The organism is Flavobacterium sp. J372 (assembly GCF_024699965.1).
Lineage (GTDB): Bacteria > Bacteroidota > Bacteroidia > Flavobacteriales > Flavobacteriaceae > Flavobacterium.
Window position 1 is genome coordinate 1,176,364 of sequence record NZ_JAJOMZ010000004.1, and the last position, 21,346, is coordinate 1,197,709.

21 protein-coding genes and 1 pseudogene are annotated in these 21,346 nt (G+C 40.5%); 21 read left to right on the plus strand and 1 reads right to left on the minus strand.

Annotated features, from left to right (window positions below):
• Positions 1-109: 109 nt before the first annotated feature.
• The 4 genes from LRS05_RS05875 to LRS05_RS05890 all read left to right on the plus strand — a co-directional run bounded on the left by LRS05_RS05875 (position 110) and on the right by LRS05_RS05890 (position 3,704).
• Complete coding sequence (locus tag LRS05_RS05875; protein ID WP_257867451.1) at positions 110-1,168, plus strand: carboxypeptidase-like regulatory domain-containing protein; 1,059 nt, start codon at positions 110-112, stop codon at positions 1,166-1,168.
• Between the two features lie 240 nt (positions 1,169-1,408).
• Positions 1,409-2,041 carry a sulfite exporter TauE/SafE family protein gene (locus LRS05_RS05880; RefSeq protein WP_257867452.1) on the plus strand — a complete coding sequence of 211 codons (633 nt, stop codon included), beginning with the start codon at positions 1,409-1,411 and terminating at the stop codon, positions 2,039-2,041.
• 421 nt (positions 2,042-2,462) lie between these two features.
• On the plus strand, positions 2,463-3,125 hold the full coding sequence (locus LRS05_RS05885; protein ID WP_257867453.1) for a hypothetical protein: 663 nt from the start codon (positions 2,463-2,465) through the stop codon (positions 3,123-3,125).
• A 210-nt stretch (positions 3,126-3,335) separates the two neighbouring features.
• Entirely contained in the window at positions 3,336-3,704 is a 369-nt protein-coding gene (locus LRS05_RS05890) for a CoA-binding protein (RefSeq protein ID WP_257867454.1), read from the plus strand.
• Here LRS05_RS05890 and LRS05_RS05895 read toward each other — a convergent pair.
• Positions 3,679-5,208, minus strand: a complete 1,530-nt coding sequence (locus LRS05_RS05895; protein WP_257867455.1) for a sodium:solute symporter — start codon at positions 5,206-5,208, stop codon at positions 3,679-3,681. The two genes, LRS05_RS05890 and LRS05_RS05895, sit on opposite strands and share 26 nt — an antisense overlap.
• A gap of 343 nt (positions 5,209-5,551) precedes the next feature.
• Here LRS05_RS05895 and recR point away from each other — a divergent pair, with 343 nt between their 5' ends.
• The 17 genes and pseudogenes from recR (at position 5,552) to LRS05_RS05980 (ending at position 21,342) form a co-directional block, all read left to right on the plus strand.
• The gene (gene recR / locus LRS05_RS05900; protein ID WP_257867456.1) at positions 5,552-6,172 is read left to right on the plus strand and encodes a recombination mediator RecR; all 621 of its coding nucleotides are present in this window, start codon (positions 5,552-5,554) and stop codon (positions 6,170-6,172) included.
• A gap of 206 nt (positions 6,173-6,378) precedes the next feature.
• Positions 6,379-7,363 (plus strand): annotated as a pseudogene (locus LRS05_RS05905) (SDR family oxidoreductase).
• A gap of 30 nt (positions 7,364-7,393) precedes the next feature.
• Positions 7,394-8,665, plus strand: coding sequence for a nucleotide sugar dehydrogenase (locus tag LRS05_RS05910; protein ID WP_257867457.1), 1,272 nt, complete (start codon positions 7,394-7,396; stop codon positions 8,663-8,665).
• A gap of 11 nt (positions 8,666-8,676) precedes the next feature.
• Positions 8,677-10,068: a UDP-glucose 6-dehydrogenase gene (locus LRS05_RS05915; protein ID WP_257867458.1), complete on the plus strand. Its 1,392-nt coding sequence runs from the start codon at positions 8,677-8,679 to the stop codon at positions 10,066-10,068.
• Positions 10,069-10,163: 95 nt separating this feature from the next.
• Positions 10,164-11,210, plus strand: coding sequence for a dTDP-glucose 4,6-dehydratase (gene rfbB / locus LRS05_RS05920; protein ID WP_257867459.1), 1,047 nt, complete (start codon positions 10,164-10,166; stop codon positions 11,208-11,210).
• Positions 11,211-11,253: 43 nt separating this feature from the next.
• The gene (locus tag LRS05_RS05925; protein ID WP_257867460.1) at positions 11,254-12,186 is read left to right on the plus strand and encodes a lipopolysaccharide biosynthesis protein; all 933 of its coding nucleotides are present in this window, start codon (positions 11,254-11,256) and stop codon (positions 12,184-12,186) included.
• A 4-nt stretch (positions 12,187-12,190) separates the two neighbouring features.
• Positions 12,191-12,697, plus strand: a complete 507-nt coding sequence (locus tag LRS05_RS05930; protein WP_257867461.1) for a polysaccharide biosynthesis C-terminal domain-containing protein — start codon at positions 12,191-12,193, stop codon at positions 12,695-12,697.
• 44 nt (positions 12,698-12,741) lie between these two features.
• The gene (locus LRS05_RS05935; RefSeq protein ID WP_257867462.1) at positions 12,742-13,824 is read left to right on the plus strand and encodes a DegT/DnrJ/EryC1/StrS aminotransferase family protein; all 1,083 of its coding nucleotides are present in this window, start codon (positions 12,742-12,744) and stop codon (positions 13,822-13,824) included.
• Positions 13,825-13,829: 5 nt separating this feature from the next.
• Positions 13,830-14,558, plus strand: a complete 729-nt coding sequence (locus LRS05_RS05940; protein WP_257867463.1) for a CatB-related O-acetyltransferase — start codon at positions 13,830-13,832, stop codon at positions 14,556-14,558.
• Positions 14,558-14,845 (plus strand): hypothetical protein, encoded by a 288-nt coding sequence (locus tag LRS05_RS05945; protein WP_257867464.1) that lies wholly within the window; start codon positions 14,558-14,560, stop codon positions 14,843-14,845. The genes LRS05_RS05940 and LRS05_RS05945 overlap by 1 nt, the downstream gene beginning before the upstream one ends.
• Before the next feature lie 4 nt (positions 14,846-14,849).
• On the plus strand, positions 14,850-15,578 hold the full coding sequence (locus LRS05_RS05950) for an ATP-grasp domain-containing protein (RefSeq protein WP_257867465.1): 729 nt from the start codon (positions 14,850-14,852) through the stop codon (positions 15,576-15,578).
• A 41-nt stretch (positions 15,579-15,619) separates the two neighbouring features.
• Positions 15,620-16,768 (plus strand): TDP-N-acetylfucosamine:lipid II N-acetylfucosaminyltransferase, encoded by a 1,149-nt coding sequence (locus LRS05_RS05955; RefSeq protein WP_257867466.1) that lies wholly within the window; start codon positions 15,620-15,622, stop codon positions 16,766-16,768.
• Between the two features lie 2 nt (positions 16,769-16,770).
• Positions 16,771-17,862, plus strand: coding sequence for a non-hydrolyzing UDP-N-acetylglucosamine 2-epimerase (gene wecB, locus LRS05_RS05960; protein WP_257867467.1), 1,092 nt, complete (start codon positions 16,771-16,773; stop codon positions 17,860-17,862).
• A 339-nt stretch (positions 17,863-18,201) separates the two neighbouring features.
• Positions 18,202-18,960, plus strand: a complete 759-nt coding sequence (locus tag LRS05_RS05965; RefSeq protein ID WP_257867468.1) for a hypothetical protein — start codon at positions 18,202-18,204, stop codon at positions 18,958-18,960.
• Between the two features lie 207 nt (positions 18,961-19,167).
• The gene (locus LRS05_RS05970) at positions 19,168-20,223 is read left to right on the plus strand and encodes an EpsG family protein (RefSeq protein ID WP_257867469.1); all 1,056 of its coding nucleotides are present in this window, start codon (positions 19,168-19,170) and stop codon (positions 20,221-20,223) included.
• A gap of 1 nt (position 20,224) precedes the next feature.
• Positions 20,225-21,037: a hypothetical protein gene (locus LRS05_RS05975; RefSeq protein ID WP_257867470.1), complete on the plus strand. Its 813-nt coding sequence runs from the start codon at positions 20,225-20,227 to the stop codon at positions 21,035-21,037.
• Positions 21,038-21,096: 59 nt separating this feature from the next.
• Positions 21,097-21,342: a hypothetical protein gene (locus LRS05_RS05980; protein ID WP_257867471.1), complete on the plus strand. Its 246-nt coding sequence runs from the start codon at positions 21,097-21,099 to the stop codon at positions 21,340-21,342.
• Positions 21,343-21,346: the final 4 nt, after the last annotated feature.

The window sequence follows — 21,346 nt, forward strand, 5'->3', positions numbered from 1 at the left end:
TTTGTAAGTATTTATTGTAAATATAATGATTCTGTTTGTAATGTTCCTGCTTATTGCCGGCATTTGCTCTTATGTTTTAAAAATCATTACTTTAGCAAAAACCTTACAAATGAAACATCTCTTTCTTTTGTTGCTGTTGTTATGTACCGGCACTATTTGGGCACAAAACATTGCCGGGCATGTATATAGCGCTGCTGACGGCAGGCCGCTTGAGGGTGCATCGGTCTACCTTGACGGTACTACGCTTTCAACCACTACTGATGCTGATGGCTATTTTAAAGTTACGCCAACGCAACAGTATTTGGCCGGCCTGGTGGTGTCGTTCATAGGGTTTCAAACCCAGCGCATTGCCGACCCTTACAAAGACGGACAGCCTTTAAAAATAAATCTTGTACCTGAAATACTTAACCTGAAAGAGGTTGTGGTGTCTAAAAATAAGCCGCTCTTCAGCCGCCAACAAATGCTTAAAGCTTTTAAAGAGCAATTCCTCGGTACATCAGATGCTGCCAGTTCATGCACCATCCTCAATGAAAATGATATCTACCTGACCTATGACGAACAAACTTTTACCTTGAACGCCGAGGCAGAAAAGCCCATACTGATAAGAAATGCAACATTGCAGTATGACATAAGTTATGACCTTAAAAGCTTTAGGGTAAAATTCCGGGCAAAGAGTATTGACAAAATTGACGCGCTTACCTGTAATATATCTGGCTATACCCTTTTCAGGGACAGGTCTAAAAACGGAAATGCTAACAGATTACGGCAGGAAGCATACTACGGCTCGGTACCGCACCTTATGAAAACATTGAGCAATAACAGTTGGGATAAAGGCGGTTTTTATATGTATAAACTTCACTCTAAGTTCAGGCCTCAAGACCTGCTTCAGGTTACAGATTCGGCGGGTGTAAAAAAGGTCAAGGTGCTCCCCGAAGCGAAACAAATACAAAAAGTATACAACCGCCAGTTTAAAAGTGACGAAGAGGTTACATTTAATGTAAGTGACAGGAGAAACCGCACCTCATTTATCATTTTCAATCAGGATGAATTTTACATAGATAAGAACGGTATGGTTTTTCCTTTAGAAGCGCTTATGTTTGGCGGCTATCTGGGGTCATTAAAAACAGGGGATATGCTGCCGGCAGATTATGTGTATGCTGGTAATTAAATTATTAATTGTAAAGTAAAGAAAGCGTAAAGTTTTCATGTTGACCCTCCGGCTTACAATGATCCGTGGATATATTTGCTAAAGTAATTGAAGTTGGTAGTATGGAGATTTTAATTATTTCGCTGGCAGCCTTTCTGGTAGCAATACTTACCTTTTTTCAGGTTTTGGCCTGGGTACCATACTTGCGCCGGTATTTATGTTCTTTTTCCTGTTGAAGTTGCCATTGGCCTCACAGGAGTAGTGCATTTATTTAATAACCTGTTTAAGCTTTTGCTGGTAGGCAGGCATGCTGATAAAGGAGTGGTGTTACGGTTTGGTATTCCTGCGGTGCTGTTTGCAGTTCTAGGTTCATGGCTTTTATTACAGATTACAAATTTAAAGCCTTTATTCAGTTATTGGGCGGTGGGCATTACTTTCAATATATATCCCGTAAAGCTTACAATTGCAATTTTGTTGATGTTTTTTGCACTCATAGAACTAATACCTTATTTCAGCAGGCTGCAGTTCAGTAAAAAGCATCTTGCTGTTGGCGGTGCTATGAGCGGATTTTTCGGTGGGCTGTCAGGAGTTCAGGGGGCATTACGGAGCGCATTTCTTATCAAGGCAGGGCTTTCAAAAGAAGCATTTATTGCAACAGCGGTAGTAGTGTCAACCTTTGTAGATATTACAAGGTTGGGAATTTATGCTTTAAATTTTACAGGCGCCGGGCTTTCTCAAAACTTGATATTGGTAGTGGCTGCAACGCTTTCAGGAATATTAGGAGCTTACGTTGGCAACAGGCTTTTGAAAAAAGTAACTTTAAAATCTGTACAGCAAACTGTGGCAATTATGCTCATTATCATAGCTGTTGCACTGGGTGCGGGGCTGATTTAAATATATATAACATGGTGTGTTAATCATAAAACCCTGAGTTTTATGCTTGCTAAAGCAAAAAGGCATTGCCATATAAGTTGCTGTACACTGGTTATGCTTCGATAAATCAATATTAGCAGGAGTGGCAGGCGCCTCTTTGCTGATATACAATGTTTAAGAAAGATAAAGAAAGTGTAAAGTTTTGGGGTTAATAAGGCCGCATGTATAGCAATTTTAAATTAGTTATCGTCAATTTCAACAGATTAATTTACCTATTACAAAACTTGAATAACTCAAAGTATTGATACCATTGGGATAGATTATTTTTTAGTTAATTATTAAATTTTCAGCTTTTTTATTATATTAACATTAATAATTTAACTAAATATTTGTCTTATTATACTTCTTATTATATTTGTCATCCAACTTAAAAATTTTTACAATGAAAAAAACAATTTTCAAATCAGTATTTGCCCTTGCGTTATTTGCCGGGGTGGTTTCGTGCAGTAATGAGGAAACAACAACATCTGAGTCACAAAGTGTTCCTTTTAACGAGGAAGCATTTGTTGATGCTCACTCAGATGCTGCAACAAGGCGCGGCGGACAGTATGGTATAAAGCCCTTTTTATTTAGTTACAATGATAGTTATGAAGCTGCAGCTGCGCTGAAGGACTCAGCTTACGTATTACAAAAGTTTGTTGATCAGCAAATGATTGACAACCCGGCTATTACTGATGTTGTGATGCGATTAAACATTAGCAACGGAAAGGCTTTTATAAACGATATTACTTTTCTTGATGCAAATAACAGCAAAGTTTTGGATGGGGTAGTCAGAAATCCCATTACCGATGATTTTGAAGCGGTTCCTAACTCATGGCCCGGATTCGGATTCTGGAATGCAGTGCTGAACGGTATGTGTCCTGACGGATATACTTCAATAGCGAGTTGTAATTATTCTGATGGTGCCGAAGCTACTGCTGCATGTATGGGCACTGCACAAGCTAATTATACTTTTAACAACGCTATTGTCGGGGGGCAGATTAACTTTAACCTTAGCTTTGGCTTAACAGGAGCAACCGTTTGCGCACAAACAATAAAGCCGTAAGCAGAAGTACATACTTTGAGAAGAATAACTCCGGTGCATGCCGGAGTTTTGCATTTAATAAGGCAACATTGCAAAATGAATTATTTACTATTCTAAAAGCAGAATTAGTAACGTATCTGAACCTTAAAGTAGTTATAAATTATAATCTTCAGTTTGTTAAAACCCGTTGATATTTCTCGCATAAATTTTATCTTTAAATAAAAAAGTAACATGGGTGTACAAAAGAAAACACTGGTAATGGGCGCATCTACAGATCCCGGCCGGTATGCATATAAGGCGATTAAGATGTTAGGGCGTTATGGCCACCCCGTTGTGGCGGTAGGGAAGAAGCAGGACGAGCTTGACGGCATTACAATAGAAAAAGAACACGTGCAGTTTGACGGGGTTGATACGGTAACCTTATACCTTAACCCCATGAACCAACGCCAGTATTACGACTACATCATAGGCCTGAAGCCAAAACGTGTTATCTTCAATCCGGGGACAGAAAACCCTGAGCTTTATGCTTTGCTAAAGCAGAACGGCATTGCTATAGAAGTTGGCTGTACGCTGGTTATGCTCTCGATAAATCAATATTAGCAGGAGTTGCCGGAGCTTTTTTACTGATGCATAACAGCAGCAGGAAAGTGATGAGCCCGTTCACGATGATAAGTTCGGCATCAAATACATAGCTCCCGAAAAACATTTCAGAGTTCAGGCTCAGGAAAAGTGTGATGAACGGTGAAGCAATGCATACTATCGGAACCAGCTTATCGCGCACGGTCAGGTTTTTCAGGAAAAGCCCGAAGGCATACAAGCCAAGAAGCGGCCCATAAGTGTAGCCTGCAATGCGGAAAATCATACTTACTACCGACTCATCATTTAGCGCGTTGAAAACGAGTATTACCAGGAACATAAGCAGTGAGAAGCCGATGTGTACCATGTGCCTGCGCCTCACATTTGTTGGGTTTGCCAGGTTTTCAGCTTTGTCCATATTCAGGAAGTCCACACAGAAAGAGGTAGTTAGCGCGGTAAGGGCAGAGTCGGTTGTGGCAAATGTAGCTGCTGTAAGTCCTAAAAGAAATATCACCGCCGGAACAATTGCCAGGTGGTTAAAAGCGATTTCAGGGAAAAGCAGGTCGGTACGCGGAACCCCGTTTGATGTTGGTATGCCGATGCCGTTTTGCTCTGCGTAAATGTATAGCAATGCGCCTACTCCGAGGAAGAAGATATTGATTACAACAAATATTCCGGTGAAAGTAAACATGTTCTTCTGCGCCTCTCCGATGTTTTTGCAGCTGAGGTTTTTCTGCATAAGGTCCTGGTCTAGCCCCACCATCGCAATAGTTACAAAAATGCCGCCAAGTATCTGCTTCACAAAATGGAACTTGCTGCTTAAAAAGTCTTCCCAGAAAAATATTTTGCTGTAGCCGCTGTTCTTTACAGTTTCAAAGGCTTCCGGCAAAGAAAGCCCAAGACTGTCACACACAAAATATATGGTAAAGAATACTGACGATACCAAGAACAGCGTTTGCAAAGTATCGGTAATAATAATCGTTTTGAGTCCGCCCTTATAGGTATAGGCAAATATCAGCATCAGTGAGCAAAGTACAGTAACCCAAAAGGGTATGCCGCCTTCAACAATGTTGTCAAAAACATAGCGCTGCAGCACAATTACCACCAGGTACAGCCTGAACGCTGACCCTATAGTACGGCTTATCAAAAATATTATAGCCGACGTCTTGTAGCTGTAATAGCCCAGCCTGCCCTCAATATACCCATAGATAGAGGTAAGATTCAGCCTGTAATACAAAGGCAGCAGTACCTTTGCAATTAGCAAAAAGCCAATGGCATTGCCCAAAACGAACTGAAAATATTTGAACTGTGCCCCGCTGGGTGCGCCAACCTCACCGGGAACGGATATAAACGTGACACCCGATAACGCGGTGCCAATCATGCCGAATGCAACCAGATACCACTTTGAGTTTTTATTGGCTTTAAAGAAAGCGTCATTATCGCTGTTCTTGTTGCTGACTACCCTTGATATAAGGATGAGCAGCCCGAAATAAACGATGATTATAGAGAGTATGGTTTCCGGGGTCATGTTCTATTGTTTGTATTACAAATAAAAGAAAACTTTTATTCTTTTCTTTTGTCTTGAAACAAAAGAAACAAAAATTCAAGCCTGACCTAATTTCACTTAAAATCTACGTCAGGCTTCGGCCCATGCGACCCGAGTCGTTCGCTTGCTGCGCCGCTCACTCGCGGATCGCTTTCCTTCTCCCCACGATAAAGCCTGTCCTTGATTTTTACGCGAAATCCGGTAGGGCGGCAGCAGCTTCACTCAGTCGGGTTCATTATGTTCGTGGCAAAAATAAACCGTGACTATCCGTTAAATCTGTTCAATCTGTGTTGCTAAATTGCAGCTTTCACTACCTTTGCACCCTATGGAAATGTCGTCGAAATTACTGGAAAGGGCCGTAGCCGAAATCTCCCAATTGCCCGGCATAGGTAAGCGCACAGCATTGAGGCTGGCATTGCATTTACTCCGCCAGCCGGAGGGGCAGACTGAAGAGCTTGCCAATGCCATTCTGAAAATGCGCACCCAGATGCAGCAATGCAAAAAGTGCCATAACATTAGCGATGTGGAGCTGTGCGAAATATGCATCAACCCGCAGCGCGACCATTCCCTTATTTGCGTGGTTGAAGATGTGCGCGATGTAATGGCGATTGAAAATACAGGATTGTTCCGCGGGGTGTACCATGTATTGGGCGGAAAGATATCACCCATAGACGGTATTGGCCCGGGGCAGCTCACCATAATTCCGCTGATTGAAAAAGTAAGGTCAGGCAGCGTAAAGGAACTAATTTTCGCGCTTAGCCCCACCATGGAAGGCGACACCACCAATTTCTATATTTACCGCCAGGTAAAAGATACCGGCGTGGTTACATCGGCTATAGCAAGAGGCATTTCTGTAGGAGATGAGCTTGAATTTGCCGACGAAGTTACCCTAGGGCGCAGTATTATGCACCGTGTACCATTTGAAAATTCCCTTGCCGGAAAATAAGCAGTTAACTTTCTTTAAATAAATAAGTTAGTAATTGTATATTTTACTACAATTACACCTTCTTCGCGTGGTTTACGCAAAGAATTGTATATTTACATGAAATATTAAGAAATGTTAATGTAATTGTAGGAATAAGGGACATATCAAATTTAAGTCTCTATATTTGCACAGCTAAAAATAAGCATATAAAAACACCATTACTTTACATGCAGGAGACTACTAATAAACGAATCCTAATTACCGGCGGTGCGGGGTTCATTGGTTCTAATTTATGTGATTATTTCTTAGGCAAAGGCTACACCGTGGTATGTCTTGACAATTTTGCCACAGGCCACAGGAAGAACATTGCCCAACATGCCGACAACCCGAAATTTACTCTTATAGAAGGCGACATACGCAACATAGCCGACTGCGAGAAAGCAGTTACAGGCGCGGATTATGTGCTTCACCAGGCAGCTCTTGGTTCGGTGCCGCGCTCTATAAAAGACCCAATAACCAGTAATGATGTTAACGTAAGCGGTTTTATGAACATGCTTGTTGCCGCGCGCGATGCAGGCGTTAAGCGCTTTGTGTACGCGGCAAGTTCATCAACTTATGGAGATTCAGAATCACTTCCTAAAGTGGAAGATGTTATCGGCAGGCCATTATCACCATATGCTATCACCAAGTATGTAAACGAGCTTTATGCCGATGTTTTCAGTAAAACGTATGGCATAGAATGTATAGGCCTTCGCTATTTCAACGTATTCGGCCGCAGGCAGGACCCCTAACGGCGCTTATGCAGCAGTAATACCAAAATTTACATTACAGTTCATGGCACACCAAAGCCCTACGGTAAATGGTGATGGTAACTTCTCGCGTGACTTCACGTATATAGACAATGTGATTCAGATGAACGAGCTGGCCATGACTACAGATAACCCGTCTGCTGTAAACACTGTGTACAACACGGCTTTTGGAGACCGTACTACGTTGAACGACCTTATAAAATACCTAAAAGAATACCTGAGCGAATATGACCCTGCCATTGCCAATGTAGACGTAATTTACGGGCCAAACCGTGCAGGCGACATTCCGCATTCACTGGCAAGCATTGATAAAGGGCGCACACTCCTTGGCTATAACCCGAAATATTCTTTGGGTGAGGGGCTAAGAGAGGCCGTGAAATGGTATTGGGAAAACCTTAAATAGTAACAAAACAACACAATCATAAGTAACGTTATGAAAATAGCAGTAATAGGATTAGGATATGTAGGCCTTCCGCTGGCGAGGCTTTTTGCAACAAAATACTCTGTAGTAGGGTTTGATATCAATCAAGGCCGCGTTGCCGAGCTGAACTCAGGAAAAGACAGTACCCTTGAAGTGGAAGACGAGCTGCTTCAGTCAGTACTTAAAAAATCTGCATCTGCCGAAAACGGCCTTTACTGCAGCACAAACCTTGACGATATTAAAGACTGTAACTATTATGTGGTTACTGTGCCAACGCCGGTTGACAAAAACAACAGGCCCGACCTTACCCCGCTTTACAAATCGAGCGAAACTGTAGGCAAGGTGCTTAAAAAAGGCGATATCGTAATTTACGAATCTACAGTATATCCGGGCGTGACCGAAGATGAATGTGTGCCGGTGCTGGAGAAGATAAGCGGACTTAAATTCAACGAAGATTTCTTCGCAGGATATTCGCCGGAACGTATCAACCCGGGTGATAAAGAGCATACAGTTGAGAAAATACTTAAAGTTACTGCTGGATCTACGCCCGAAGTAGGCCAGAAGGTAGACCAGCTTTATAAAAGCGTTATAACGGCAGGTACACACCTTGCCCCAACCATAAAAGTGGCCGAAGCTGCTAAAGTGATTGAAAATTCGCAGCGTGATATCAACATTGCTTTCGTTAATGAGCTTTCTAAAATATTCAACTGCATGGATATTGATACGCATGCCGTACTTGAGGCTGCGGGCACAAAATGGAACTTTCTTCCGTTTAAGCCGGGGCTTGTGGGCGGACACTGTATAGGAGTCGACCCTTACTATCTTGCACAAAAGGCTCAGGAAATGGGTTACCACCCTGAAATTATCCTTGCAGGGCGCAGGTTGAACGACAGCATGGGAGAATATGTAGCCTCTCAGGTAGTGAAGCTTATGATTAAACGAGGCGTGATTGTAAATGGTTCAAGCGTACTAATGCTGGGTATAACTTTCAAGGAAAACTGCCCTGACGTACGTAACACAAAGATAGTTGACGTTATAAAGGCGCTGAAAGATTACGGCATTAACGTGACAATATTCGACCCATGGGCCAACCCTGCAGAGGTGCAGCATGAGTATGGTATTGAGACGGTAAGCGAGCTGCCTAAAGACAAATATGATGCAATTATACTTGGTGTGGCACATAATGAATTTAAGGAACTTGACTTTGCCGGCCTTAAGAAAGAAAAGAGCGTTGTATATGATGTAAAAGGCATATTGGGCGCTAAAGCTGACGGTAAACTGTAACAGAACATTAGATGAAAGTTAAAAATATATGCTGTATAGGCGCAGGTTATGTAGGAGGCCCTACAATGTCTGTCATTGCCTATAAGTGCCCTGATATTAAGGTAAATATTGTTGACCTTAATGCAGAACGTATTGCAGCCTGGAATGATGAGGATGTAAACAACATACCGGTTTATGAGCCTGGCCTTAGCGATATTGTGGCTGCAGCGCGCGGAAAAAACCTTTTCTTTTCAACAGATGTGGAAAAGGCGATTGAAGAGGCCGACATGATTTTCATATCTGTAAACACACCTACCAAAACATATGGTGTGGGTAAAGGCATGGCTGCCGACCTTAAGTATATTGAGCTTTGCGCCAGGCAGATAGCTGCTGTGGCTAAAAGTGATAAGATTGTGGTTGAGAAATCAACGCTTCCCGTGCGTACTGCAGAGGCTGTGAAGAACATCCTTGAAAACACAGGTAACGGTGTTAAGTTCCAGATACTGAGCAACCCTGAATTCCTTGCCGAAGGTACGGCAGTTGATGATTTGCTCAACCCTGACCGTGTGCTTGTAGGGGGTGACACTACCCCTGAAGGGCAGGAGGCCATGAACGCGCTTGTTGAGGTATATGCCAACTGGATACCGAAAGACCGTATACTTACCACCAACGTATGGTCATCAGAGCTTTCTAAGCTTACAGCCAACGCATTCCTTGCACAGCGTGTATCATCTATCAATGCGATTTCTGAGCTTTGTGAAAGGACAGGCGCTGATGTGAACGAGGTGGCGAGGGCAATAGGTACAGACAGCCGCATTGGCCCAAAATTCCTTAAAGCATCGGTTGGTTTCGGCGGTTCGTGCTTCCAGAAAGACATACTGAACCTGGTATATATTGCACGCACTTACGGGCTTACCGAAGTTGCCGATTACTGGGAACAGGTAATCATAATGAATGACCACCAAAAACGCAGGTTTGCATCAAACATAGTAAAGACACTTTACAACACCGTATCAGGCAAAAAGATAGCTTTTCTTGGCTGGGCATTTAAAAAAGATACCAATGATACGCGGGAATCAGCTGCAATATATGTAGCGGATGACCTTTTAAACGAGCAGGCAGGTATTGCGGTTTATGACCCTAAAGTAGAAGAAGAAGCCATTTACCGCGATATGGACTACCTTGCAACACGCGGATCTTCAGTAAACAGGAAAGGAATTACAGTTTATACTGACCCTTATGAAGCTTGCAGAGATGCACATGCCATAGCAATACTTACCGAATGGGATGAATTTAAAGGCTATGACTGGCAGCGTATTTATGATAATATGAAAAAACCTGCATTTGTGTTTGACGGGCGTAATATACTTGATAGTGACCAACTGCAAAAAATAGGCTTTATAGTTAGCAGCATAGGAAAATAAAATTATATAGCCTGTTGCAACTAACTATGCGGGTGATATAATAGATTTTTATAAAATGGGTTATTACATGATAATCATTTAAAAGGTAAAGACTAATGAAAAAAATATTGATAACCGGAGGTGCAGGATTTATAGGATCACACGTTGTGAGGAGGTTTGTAAACAACTATCCGGACGTACAGATTTACAATCTTGATGCGCTTACATATGCCGGTAATCTTGAAAATATAAGGGATATAGAAAATGCTCCTAATTATGTTTTTGTAAAAGGCAATATTACAGATACGGCTTTTGTAGATAGTTTGTTTTCTGAGCATGATTTTGAAGGCGTAATCAATCTTGCTGCAGAATCTCATGTTGACAGGTCTATAACCGACCCGCTAATTTTTGTAAAGACCAATGTTATTGGTACCATGAATTTACTTAATGCGGCTAAAGACAGCTGGAAAGGTAATTATGAAGGCAAAAGGTTCTATCACGTAAGCACTGATGAGGTGTATGGTACATTGGGCAAAGAAGGCCTGTTTACAGAGACTACACCATACTCTCCTAATTCACCTTATTCTGCATCAAAAGCAGCATCAGACCATTTTGTAAGGGCATATGGCGAGACCTACGGGCTCCCTTATATAATTACAAACTGCTCTAACAATTATGGGCCTTACCATTTTCCTGAAAAGTTGATTCCGTTATTCATAAATAACATCATAAATAATAAGCCGCTGCCGGTATACGGAGACGGGCGTTACACCCGGGACTGGCTTTTTGTGGAAGACCACGCGGCCGCTATTGACCTTGTTTACCACAATGGTAAAAACCACGAAACCTATAACATAGGCGGGTTTAACGAGTGGCAGAACATTGATCTTGTAAAGCTGCTGTGTACTAAAATGGACGAAAAGCTTGGACGTGAAAGCGGGGAATCTGAAAAGTTGATTACGTATGTAAAAGACCGCCCGGGCCATGACCTTCGTTATGCTATAGATGCGTCTAAAATAAATAAAGAACTGGGGTGGGAACCGTCAGTAACTTTTGAACAGGGCCTTGAAAAAACCATTGACTGGTACCTACAAAATGAAGAGTGGCTAAACAGTGTTACATCCGGCGCTTATAAAGAATACTACCAAAAACAATATCAATAAATTGCTCCGGCTATAAAAACGCTTCTATTAAAGATCTAAAGGTATGTCGTTAAGAAAGAAAGCCATCAGTGGTACCGTCTGGATATTTGCCCAGCAGTTCGGGTCTCAGGGTATCAGCTTCCTGGTGTCTATCGTTATCGCACGTATCTTAGATCCGTCAGAATTTGGCCTTATAGGTATGATTGGCATTTTTATGGCCCTTGCTACCACATTGGTAAATAGCGGCCTTGCCCAGTCATTGATAAGAACGGCTAAACCTGACCAGGAAGATTATTCCACCGTATTTTTCTTTAACCTTGCCATGAGTATTTTAATATATATTATATTATTTCTCACGGCACCGTTGATCGCCGACTTTTATAACCAGGAAATTTTAACGGGTATCGTCAGGCTATACTGCCTTTCCTTCATCATCAATGCATTTTCTGCAGTTCAGCTAACCAGGCTTACCAAAGAAATGAACTTTAAGGTACAGCTTTTAGTCTCATTACCATCGCTTGTATTTTCGGGCATAGTAGGTATTATACTGGCGTACTTAGATTATGGTGTGTGGAGCCTTGTATGGATGGGGCTGGCACAGTCTTTTTTCAGTACTGTGCAAATATGGATTCGTTCCGGATGGGCGCCGTCACTGGTTTTCAGCAAAGAAAAATTTAAGTATCATTTCAGGTTTGGTTATAACCTTGCTATATCAGGCGTGCTGGATACAATTTTTACCAACATCTATCAAATAATTATAGGCCGTTTCTTTTCGCCGGTACAGGTTGGTTTTTATACCAGGGCAAATTTGCTGAAACAATTGCCGGTAAGCAATATTACCAATGCCCTCAACAAAGTCACATTTCCTTTATTTGCATCGATAAATGATGATGACGTGCGGCTTAAGAGGGTTTACAAGCAGACAATGCAAATGGTAGTTTTTGTATTATCTCCGGTAATGATTTTTATGGGGGGTTTTGGCAGAGCCGCTTTTTAGGTTTTTGTTTACTGAAAAATGGCTTCCGGCAGTTCCCTATTTCCAGGCGCTTTGCATTACAGGTATTATATTCCCGGTACAGTCATATAACCTTACTATACTTAAGATTAAAGGCAGGTCTGACCTTTTTTTGCGTATAGAAATAGTAAAAAAAATCCTCGTAGTAATATCTATAGCAATAAGCATACAGTTTGGTATAATAGCATTGATATTCGGCCAGGTTATTATAAGTTTTATCGCGTTTTTCATTAATTCATTTTATTCTGGCAGATTTATTAATTATTCAGCCTGGCAGCAATTGCGCGATATTCTTCCTGCAATGGCTGTAGGTACCGTGGCGGGGCTTAGTATTTACCTGCTTGACATTTACGTGATGGCTCCGGCATTTATTGATATTGTAAGGCTAATAGCCGGCTCTGCTTTTGGCCTTGGTTTATACCTTTTGCTATGTTATGTGCTTAAGTTCAATGCCATTTCTGACCTGAAGAAAATATTGCTTAAAAAAGCATAGTTGATAATGCTGTTTTGTTTATTTTGTAAAATTATTAGTGCTTTATGATACCAGTTACAAAACCCTTCTTACCGCCGCTTGCAGAATATAATGCTTACCTTGAAGGTGTATGGCAAAGACAGTGGCTTACAAATATGGGCCCTCTTGCCAGTGACCTGGAGATGAAATTAAAGCAGCACCTTGGCGTGTCTCACCTGCTGTTTGTGACTAATGGCACAGTTGCTTTACAAATGGCAATTAAGGCACTTAACCTGACAGGCGAAATAATTACAACCCCATTTTCTTTTATAGCTACAACAAGCTGCATAGTTTGGGAAAACTGTACGCCTGTATTCGCAGATATCAACAGGGACAATCTTAATATAGACCCGGCTTCAATTGAAAAGGCCATTACAGATAAAACTTCGGCTATACTTGCCACACACGTTTACGGCAACCCATGTGATGTTGAGAAGATTGAAGCTATCGCAAAAAAACACAACCTCAAGGTGATTTATGATGGGGCTCATGCCTTTGGAGTAAAAGTAAAAGGAAAATCGGTTTTTGAGTATGGCGATGTTTCTACATGCAGCCTGCACGCTACCAAGCTTTACCATTCGGGTGAAGGCGGGCTGATTGTTACAAAAGACCCACAACTGCTTAAAAAGCTTGCCTACATGCGCAATTTCGGGTTTAATGGTCCGGAAGCATTTGCAGAGCTCGGCATAAATGGAAAAAATTCAGAACTGCATGCAGCTATGGGCTTGGTTAACCTGAAATATATTGAGGCGATACACAATAAAAGAAAGGAAATTTCTGAAAGGTATGATGAAAAGCTTAAGGGCCTGAAAGCAGTAAGGCCGAAATGGCACAAAGATTCGGCTCAGAATTATGCCTATTATCCTGTGGTTTTTGAATCAGAAGAATTATTGCTGAAGTCAGTCCAGAAACTTGCAGGCAACAATATTGGTGCGCGGAGGTATTTTTACCCTTCACTTGCCAATACTTTGCCATACCTTAACCCTGTAGAACTGGAAGTTACTGATACAATATCAAAAAAAGTACTATGCCTGCCATTGTATTATGATTTATCTCTTGAAGAAGTAGATTTAATATGCAGGTTATTACTAAGAGTCCAAAATAACTAAGGCCTATGCATATTGAAAATTCAGTTATTGATGATACTGTATTCAAAGGAGAAAACATCTTTGTAAAGAACTCCCGTGTCCTGGGCCAGTCTTCCTTATTCAGGGATTGCAGGGTAACAGATTCTGAAGTTGGCGTTAAATGTATAGTAGGTGACTTCTCAAGAATCATGTCAGGCGTTCTGGGCGGATACAATAAAATAGATCGGAACAGCTTGATTTACCATTCATCTGTAGGTGATTATTCATATTTTGGTGTTAATGATATTATCATGCACTCGGTAATTGGTAAGTTTTGTGCCATATCTTGGGGAGTTACTATTGGCGGCGCCAACCATAATTACAGCAAACTATCTACCCATGATTTTTATTATAATGATTTTTATGGTATCAAGCCCATTGAAGAACAGCCTGCATATAACAGGTTTAAAAATAAAACCAAGATAGGAAATGATGTGTGGATTGGCGCCAATTCTACCATAGCAAACGGCATTACAATTGGCGATGGCGCAGTGGTAGGTGCAAATGCAATGGTTACTAAAGATGTACCGCCTTATGCAATTGTGGCAGGTAATCCGGCAAAAATTCTAAAATACAGGTTTAGCGAAAGTATAATAAAAGACTTGCTTGAGCTATGCTGGTGGGATTTTCCAAAAGATATTATAACAGACAATTACGATTTATTAAAATCTGATGATATTGAAGATATTATCAGAAAACTAAAAAAATTAAAATAATGAATATATTAATAACTTCTGCCGGCAGAAGGTCATATCTGGTAAAATATTTTCAGGAAGTACTTAGCGGCAAAGGTAAAGTATTCGTGTCAAATTCAGCTCCATCGCTTGCAACGCAGGATGCTGACGGTTTTTTTATATCTCCTTTGATATATAGTGATAATTACATTGATGCTATATTAGATTTTTGCCATAAAGAAAATATTAAAGCCATAATCTCGGTATTTGATATTGACTTGCTGGTGTTGGCTCAAAATAAACAAAAGATAGGAAAGCAACGGTATTAAATTATTGCTTTCAGGCCATGACGTCGTAGAGATATGCAACGATAAATGGAAAACGTATGAATTCCTCAGGTCAAATAATATAGGCACACCTAAAACCTATAAGAACTTAGATTCTCTTCATCAGGCATTAGACAATGGTGAAATAAATTTCCCAATTGTGATAAAGCCAAGATGGGGCATGGCCTCAATGGGTATTTATATGGCTGATGACATGAAAGAGCTTGAAGTGTTTTATAATAAGTCGTTAAAAGAAATTGGCAGCAGCTACTTAAAATATGAATCTGCAATAACCCCTGATGAGATGATAATTTTTCAGGAAAAGCTTAAAGGCCAGGAGTATGGACTTGATGTTATAAATGACCTTGAAGGTAATTTTGTAAAATGTATACCAAAGTCTAAGCTGGAAATGAGGGCAGGAGAAACAGACCTGGGGCAGGTTGTAGCATCAAAGCCATTTGACGGGCTTGCAGCCAGGCTAAGCGAACTTTTCAGGCATGAAGTAATTTTGTCTGTTGACTGCTTCGATTGCAGCGATGAACTTAAGGTTATAGAAATGAACTGCAGGATTTCCGGGCATTATCCGCTAAGCCACCTTGCAGGTATAAACCTCCCGGCGCAGATTATTGAATGGCTTGAAGGCAAACCAACCAATTCACGCTACTTTGAATATACTGAGGGCCTTTATATCACAAAAGATCTTGTGCCACGTATTATTGAATATAAAAAACCTTAATTCACACTGATTAACTGTAGCTGATACATACACATTGCAATATGAACCTGCACCTGGTTAATGACGAGAAATTTATAAATGGATCAATAAATACTTTTGAAAGGTTTTATCCGGGCAAAAATATATTTATTGTACAGAAATCAAATTCAAAAAACTGGAAGCCCCGGTATGTATCAGGCAGTGATGTAAAATTTCTTTCTCTCACAAACCGTAAAGATGTAAATGCAATCAGTGATATTGTAGCCAAAACCGGTGTTACCAGCATATTCGTGCATTATCTTACTGATGCTAAGGCTGCCATAGTTAATAATATTAGGCACAAGAACAAGAGTATCAAGACATACTGGATATTTCAGGGGGCCGACTTATATGGTGTGTTGCACAAAAAGTTTAATTATGAGTTGATAGACAACACTTCTAAACCGGTAAAATCAATTAACCAGCGCATGGCATCAATAATCTCCAGAATTAAATTCCTGGCATTTTATCATGCATTCCCATTTGCGTCATACAAAAAGTTCATTAAAGAGCTTGACTATTTTTGCTTTTGGAATCCGTATGACTTTAAACTTTTAAAGCATCATTTTGATACGGATGCCGAGTTTAAATACTTTGGTTACAACGCAAGCCTAGCTGAAAATTTACTGCCAAATACAACCGTTAATAACAGGGTGAATATAATTGTAAATAATTCTGCATCTCAAAACGGAAATCACAGAACTGTTCTTGATAAGCTGCACCTGATAGGTTCAAATGCTTTTAATAAGGTTGTTGTGCCATTAAGCTATGGTGATAGCGGCGTAAAGAAAGATGTTTTAGAATACGGGCGCACCTTATTTGGAGACAAATTCTTCCCGCTGACAGAGTTTATGGCCAAAGATGAGTATTTTAAGCTGCTTTACGATATTGATGTTGCTTTTTTCGGTGCCAGAAGGCAGGAAGCGGCCGGTAATATTTTCCTGTTGCTTGGGCTGGGTGTAAAGGTGTTCCTGCGCAAAGACAACAATATGATACATCTCTTAAAAGATAATGGATTCATATTCTTTATCTTTGAAGACGACTTAAATACTGCCGACGATATAAAGCCGCTTACAAGTAGTGAGAAATTGGCAAATAACAAAGCATACCAGGATTTTTATAACCCTGAAAAGCACACTAAAATGATGGAAAACTTAATTATAAATGTGTAATTATGAAAATTAGCATTATAGCAGGCGCAAGGCCAAACTTTATGAAAATAGCGCCAATTATACATGCTATAAAAAAGGCGCACTCATCTGGCCACAACTTACAGTACCGCCTTATACATACAGGCCAGCATTATGATGAGAAAATGTCAGATACATTTTTTAAAGAACTCAATATTCCACATCCTGATGCCAACCTTAACTGCGGCGGGGGTACACAGGCAGAGCAAACAGCTGCTATACTGGTAGCGTTTGAGAAAGAACTTCTCGAAAATCCGGCCGACCTTGTTTTGGTGGTAGGAGATGTAACATCTACAATGGCCTGCGCCATAGTTGCCAAAAAGCTTAATACAAAAGTTGCCCATGTTGAAGCGGGTATACGCTCATTTGACCTTACCATGCCCGAGGAAATAAACCGTATGGTAACAGACAGCATTACAGATTACTTTTTTACCACAAGCACCTTTGCCAATGATAATCTTAAAAAGAGCGGCATAAGCGAAAGTAATATCTTTTTTACAGGAAATGTAATGATTGATACGCTGAACGCTAATAGGAGCAAGTTGCGCAAGCCTGCCATTTTTGATGAAAACAACCTTGAAAAAGGTAAATATCTGGTGATGACGCTGCACAGGCCGGCCAATGTTGATGAAGGTGAAAAACTTAAGGCGCTTATTGACGAAATTGTAAATAATGTTGAAGGCCTGCCTATAATATTTCCTATACACCCACGCACAGCTAAGATATTTTCAAGCCTTGGCATAGAGGCAGATAATTTGTTGATAGTAGAGCCATTGGGTTATCTTGAATTTAATTATCTTGTGGAGAATTGCAAGGCGGTGATTACCGACTCTGGCGGAATTACAGAAGAAACTACCGTGATGGGAGTGCCGTGTATAACACTTCGCGCAAATACAGAAAGGCCTGAAACCGTGAGCATAGGCACAAACGAGCTGATTGGTGTAAACCCGGAAGCTGTAAAACCCGCTCTTGCAAAATTGTTTGCCGGAGACTGGAAAAAAGGCGGCATACCGGAACTATGGGACGGACACGCTGCGGAACGTATTGTTGACTCTTTATTAAAAATCAATGCCTAAAAAAAGCATATTAATAGTAACCAAAGCTTTTTATCCTGAGAACTCGCCAAGGGCTTTCCGGGCAACTGAGCTTGCGAAAGAATTTTCAAGGCAGGGGCATGATGTTACGGTAATGTTGCCCGAGAAAAATGTTGATTATAGTTCTCTTCTGAAAGAATACCCCATCAACATTAAAACATTCACTTTGAGATTTTCCAAATTTAAATCATCAAATAAAATATTAGATTCTCTGCTGCACAAATTAAACAGGGCGCTCTTTTTGATGTTTGAATATCCCAACATTGAAATAATGGGCAAGGTTAAAAAGAGCTTAAAAATACGGCTGCTACTTATGACCTTATGATATCTATAGCCGTTCCTCACCCTATACATTGGGGAATTGCTGCCGTAAGAAATAAGAAAAACCCCATTGCCCATACCTGGATTGCAGATTGTGGCGACCCTTTTATGGGAAATACTCTTGAGTCTATAAAACCGCCATTCTGGTTCAAATACCTTGAAAAGTCTTTTTGCAGGAAAGCAGATTTTATATCTGTACCAACAGAAACATCAGTTAAAGCGTATTACCCTGAATTTCACTCAAAAATAGTTGTAATACCGCAAGGATTTGATTTTGATGAGATTAAAATAAATCATACAGATGAAGTAAACCCTGTGCCTACATTTGCTTATGCAGGAGGCGTTGCGTTATCAGGGATTAGGAGCCCTAAATTAATTATCGATTATTTACTGGAATCAGGTAAAGATTTCAGGTTTCATGTATTTTCAAATAACAGTTCAACCCTCGGAATGTACGCCAAGTATCCTCAGGTTGTGCTGCACCAGCCTTTGCCACGCCCATTGCTTTTGCAGGAGCTTGCCAAAATGGATTTTTTATTGAATCTTAATAACGGCACCGTAAACCAAACGCCAAGCAAGCTGATAGATTACAGCCTTGTCAAAAAACCGATATTGGATATTCAGGCAGAGAAGCCCGATTTTAAGATAATAGATGAATTTTTGAATGGTGATTACCACAACAGTTTTGTAGTGAAAGATCTCGAAAAATTCAGTATACAAAGCGTTGCGCAGAAATTTTTTAATCTTATGAAAAAGTAGTTTGAAAGACGCGGTATTACATACCAAAACATCCGTTTTTGAAAGGATAAGTGAGGAGAGCAGGAAAAAATACCAGCTTCTGATCTTTCTTATTTGGCCTTTCATAGGATTTATTATGGCGTGCCGTGATTTTTCGAGTCGTTTAAACAGAAATCTAATCCTTGTATTTTATACGCTTTACGGATTTACTTTTTTGTAAATCCTGCTATGGATGGTGAGCGCTATGCAAACCAGCTGCTTAGGGTTTATGACATACCTTTTGAAAACAGGGATAAGATATTCGAGGGCTTATTTAGTGAAGAGGGTGAGCTGGATTTACTGCAGCCGGCACTTACTTTTTTAGTGTCAAGATTTACATCATACCCCGGTATTCTTTTTGCGGTTTTTGCATTGGTTTTTGGCCTGCTGCAGCTAAAAACTATTTATATGGTATATCAGGACACCGAAGGTCATAGAAATAAAAATGTAATAGCATTGCTTTGTTACCTTCCTCTTTTATTACCAATTTTCTCTATAAACGGTTTCAGGATGTGGACAGCCGCCTGGCTTTTTGCCTACGGCGTTTATAATTATGCCTACAGGAATAAGAAACTGTATCTTTTTGTAGCGCTTTCTGCAATATTGGTTCACTTTAGTTTCATAACGGTTAGCATTGTGCTTCTTATATATGTTTTTGCAGGTAATCGTAAATGGATATATACAGTGCTCGCATCAATATCATTCATGCTTTCAGAACTGCCCCTGCCTGCAATAGAAGCCTATGTTGAAAATTTTGGAAGCGGTATAACGAGAAAATTTAATAGTTATACCAACACCAAATACACAAAAACGGTTGAAGAATATAAGCAACAGGCAGCATGGTTTATAACATTATCATCTGTAACACTTAAATATTTTTTTACCATTGCTATGGGCAGCATGTATTTCAGGATTGGGAAGGTAAAGGTATCAAAGGAGTTCAACAGTTTATGGTGTGTGACCTTATTAATACTTACATACGCCAATCTCGCATCAACAGTTCCTTCGGGCGGGCGCTTCTTAACAGTATATTATATTTTGGCAACTTTGCTGCTAATTATTTTTTATGCGCATTATTACAATACCAGGAAGCTTGACCCTATAATTTTATTTGGTATTTTTCCAATGTTATTAACAGCTGCCATAAGTACCCGTGTGGGTCTCAATACTACGAATATTACATTATTGATGCCATCACCGATAATAGCAATTTTTTCAGATAACGGTATGCCAATTATAAAATGATATGATCGGGAAAATTAAACAGCTATATTTCAGGCTTGGCTGGAAAACTTCCAGAAAGCTTATTGTATTTACCTCTGACGATTGGGGAAGTGTGCGTGTAGCGTCAAATGAAGCCCGTGAAAATCTTAAGGCAAAAGGCTTCAATATGGATTCAAACAGGTTCAACAGGTTTGATACCCTTGAATCTTCCGCAGATATGCAAGCATTATTTGAAGTGCTTTCAAAACATAAAGACAAGAATGGTAATAAAGCAGTTTTTACTACCCTTACCAATGTGGCAAATCCCGACTTTAAAAAAATTAAAGAATCAGGTTTTTCAAAGTATCATTACGAACCTTTCACCGAAACGCTGAAGAATTATCCTGAACATGGCGCTGTATATGATCTATATAAGCAGGGCATTGCCGAAAATATTTTCCGTCCTGAATTCCATGGGCGCGAACACCTCAATGTAAACCGGTGGATGGCGGCGCTGCAGGGCGGCAATAAAAATGCGCTTACAGCTTTTGAGCATGGCTTTTATATACCGGATAGGGCAGATATGCTTACCGAAGGCGCAAAAAACTTTGGGGCGGCATTTGATGTTGATTTCCCTGCGGATGTCGCAGAACATGAAGCAATAGTTGTTGATGGGCTAAACTTGTTCCGGCAGCTGTTTGGGTATAAAGCAAAGCTTTTTACGGCTCCGTCACAAATTTATAATTCGGGTATAGAGAAAACGCTGGCTGCAGAAGGTATAAAATTGCTTGATGTACCAACGCTGCAAAAGATACCAGTAGGCTATGGCAAAGAAAAAAGAAGCTTCGCTACATAGGGAAGAAAAATGGTTTGGGGCAGCGGTATATTACCCGCAATGCGGTTTTTGAACCAAATATGAATGAATCAGGCAATGGGGTAAACTCTTGCCTGGCCGATATAGAAAAGGTTTTTAAGGCTAAAAAGCCTGCTATTATAAGTAACCACCGGGCAGCATTTACAGGTAGTATAGACCCCGCTAACCGCGATAAAGGTGTTAAGGCACTGGATGAACTGCTCACTGCAATTCTTAAAAAGTGGCCCGATGCTGAATTTATTTCTGCAGCCGCGCTATATGATATAATGAACGGTGCAGGCGAATAAATAA

Coding starts and splice junctions, on each gene's coding strand:
- LRS05_RS05875 (WP_257867451.1), top strand. CDS start 110: ATGAAACATCTCTTTCTTTTGTTGCTGTTGTTATGTACCGGCACTATT.
- LRS05_RS05885 (WP_257867453.1), top strand. CDS start 2,463: ATGAAAAAAACAATTTTCAAATCAGTATTTGCCCTTGCGTTATTTGCC.
- LRS05_RS05890 (WP_257867454.1), top strand. CDS start 3,336: ATGGGTGTACAAAAGAAAACACTGGTAATGGGCGCATCTACAGATCCC.
- LRS05_RS05895 (WP_257867455.1), bottom strand. CDS start 5,208: ATGACCCCGGAAACCATACTCTCTATAATCATCGTTTATTTCGGGCTG.
- recR (WP_257867456.1), top strand. CDS start 5,552: ATGGAAATGTCGTCGAAATTACTGGAAAGGGCCGTAGCCGAAATCTCC.
- LRS05_RS05910 (WP_257867457.1), top strand. CDS start 7,394: ATGAAAATAGCAGTAATAGGATTAGGATATGTAGGCCTTCCGCTGGCG.
- LRS05_RS05915 (WP_257867458.1), top strand. CDS start 8,677: ATGAAAGTTAAAAATATATGCTGTATAGGCGCAGGTTATGTAGGAGGC.
- rfbB (WP_257867459.1), top strand. CDS start 10,164: ATGAAAAAAATATTGATAACCGGAGGTGCAGGATTTATAGGATCACAC.
- LRS05_RS05925 (WP_257867460.1), top strand. CDS start 11,254: ATGTCGTTAAGAAAGAAAGCCATCAGTGGTACCGTCTGGATATTTGCC.
- LRS05_RS05935 (WP_257867462.1), top strand. CDS start 12,742: ATGATACCAGTTACAAAACCCTTCTTACCGCCGCTTGCAGAATATAAT.
- LRS05_RS05940 (WP_257867463.1), top strand. CDS start 13,830: ATGCATATTGAAAATTCAGTTATTGATGATACTGTATTCAAAGGAGAA.
- LRS05_RS05945 (WP_257867464.1), top strand. CDS start 14,558: ATGAATATATTAATAACTTCTGCCGGCAGAAGGTCATATCTGGTAAAA.
- LRS05_RS05955 (WP_257867466.1), top strand. CDS start 15,620: ATGAACCTGCACCTGGTTAATGACGAGAAATTTATAAATGGATCAATA.
- wecB (WP_257867467.1), top strand. CDS start 16,771: ATGAAAATTAGCATTATAGCAGGCGCAAGGCCAAACTTTATGAAAATA.
- LRS05_RS05965 (WP_257867468.1), top strand. CDS start 18,202: ATGATATCTATAGCCGTTCCTCACCCTATACATTGGGGAATTGCTGCC.
- LRS05_RS05970 (WP_257867469.1), top strand. CDS start 19,168: ATGGATGGTGAGCGCTATGCAAACCAGCTGCTTAGGGTTTATGACATA.
- LRS05_RS05975 (WP_257867470.1), top strand. CDS start 20,225: ATGATCGGGAAAATTAAACAGCTATATTTCAGGCTTGGCTGGAAAACT.
- LRS05_RS05980 (WP_257867471.1), top strand. CDS start 21,097: ATGAATGAATCAGGCAATGGGGTAAACTCTTGCCTGGCCGATATAGAA.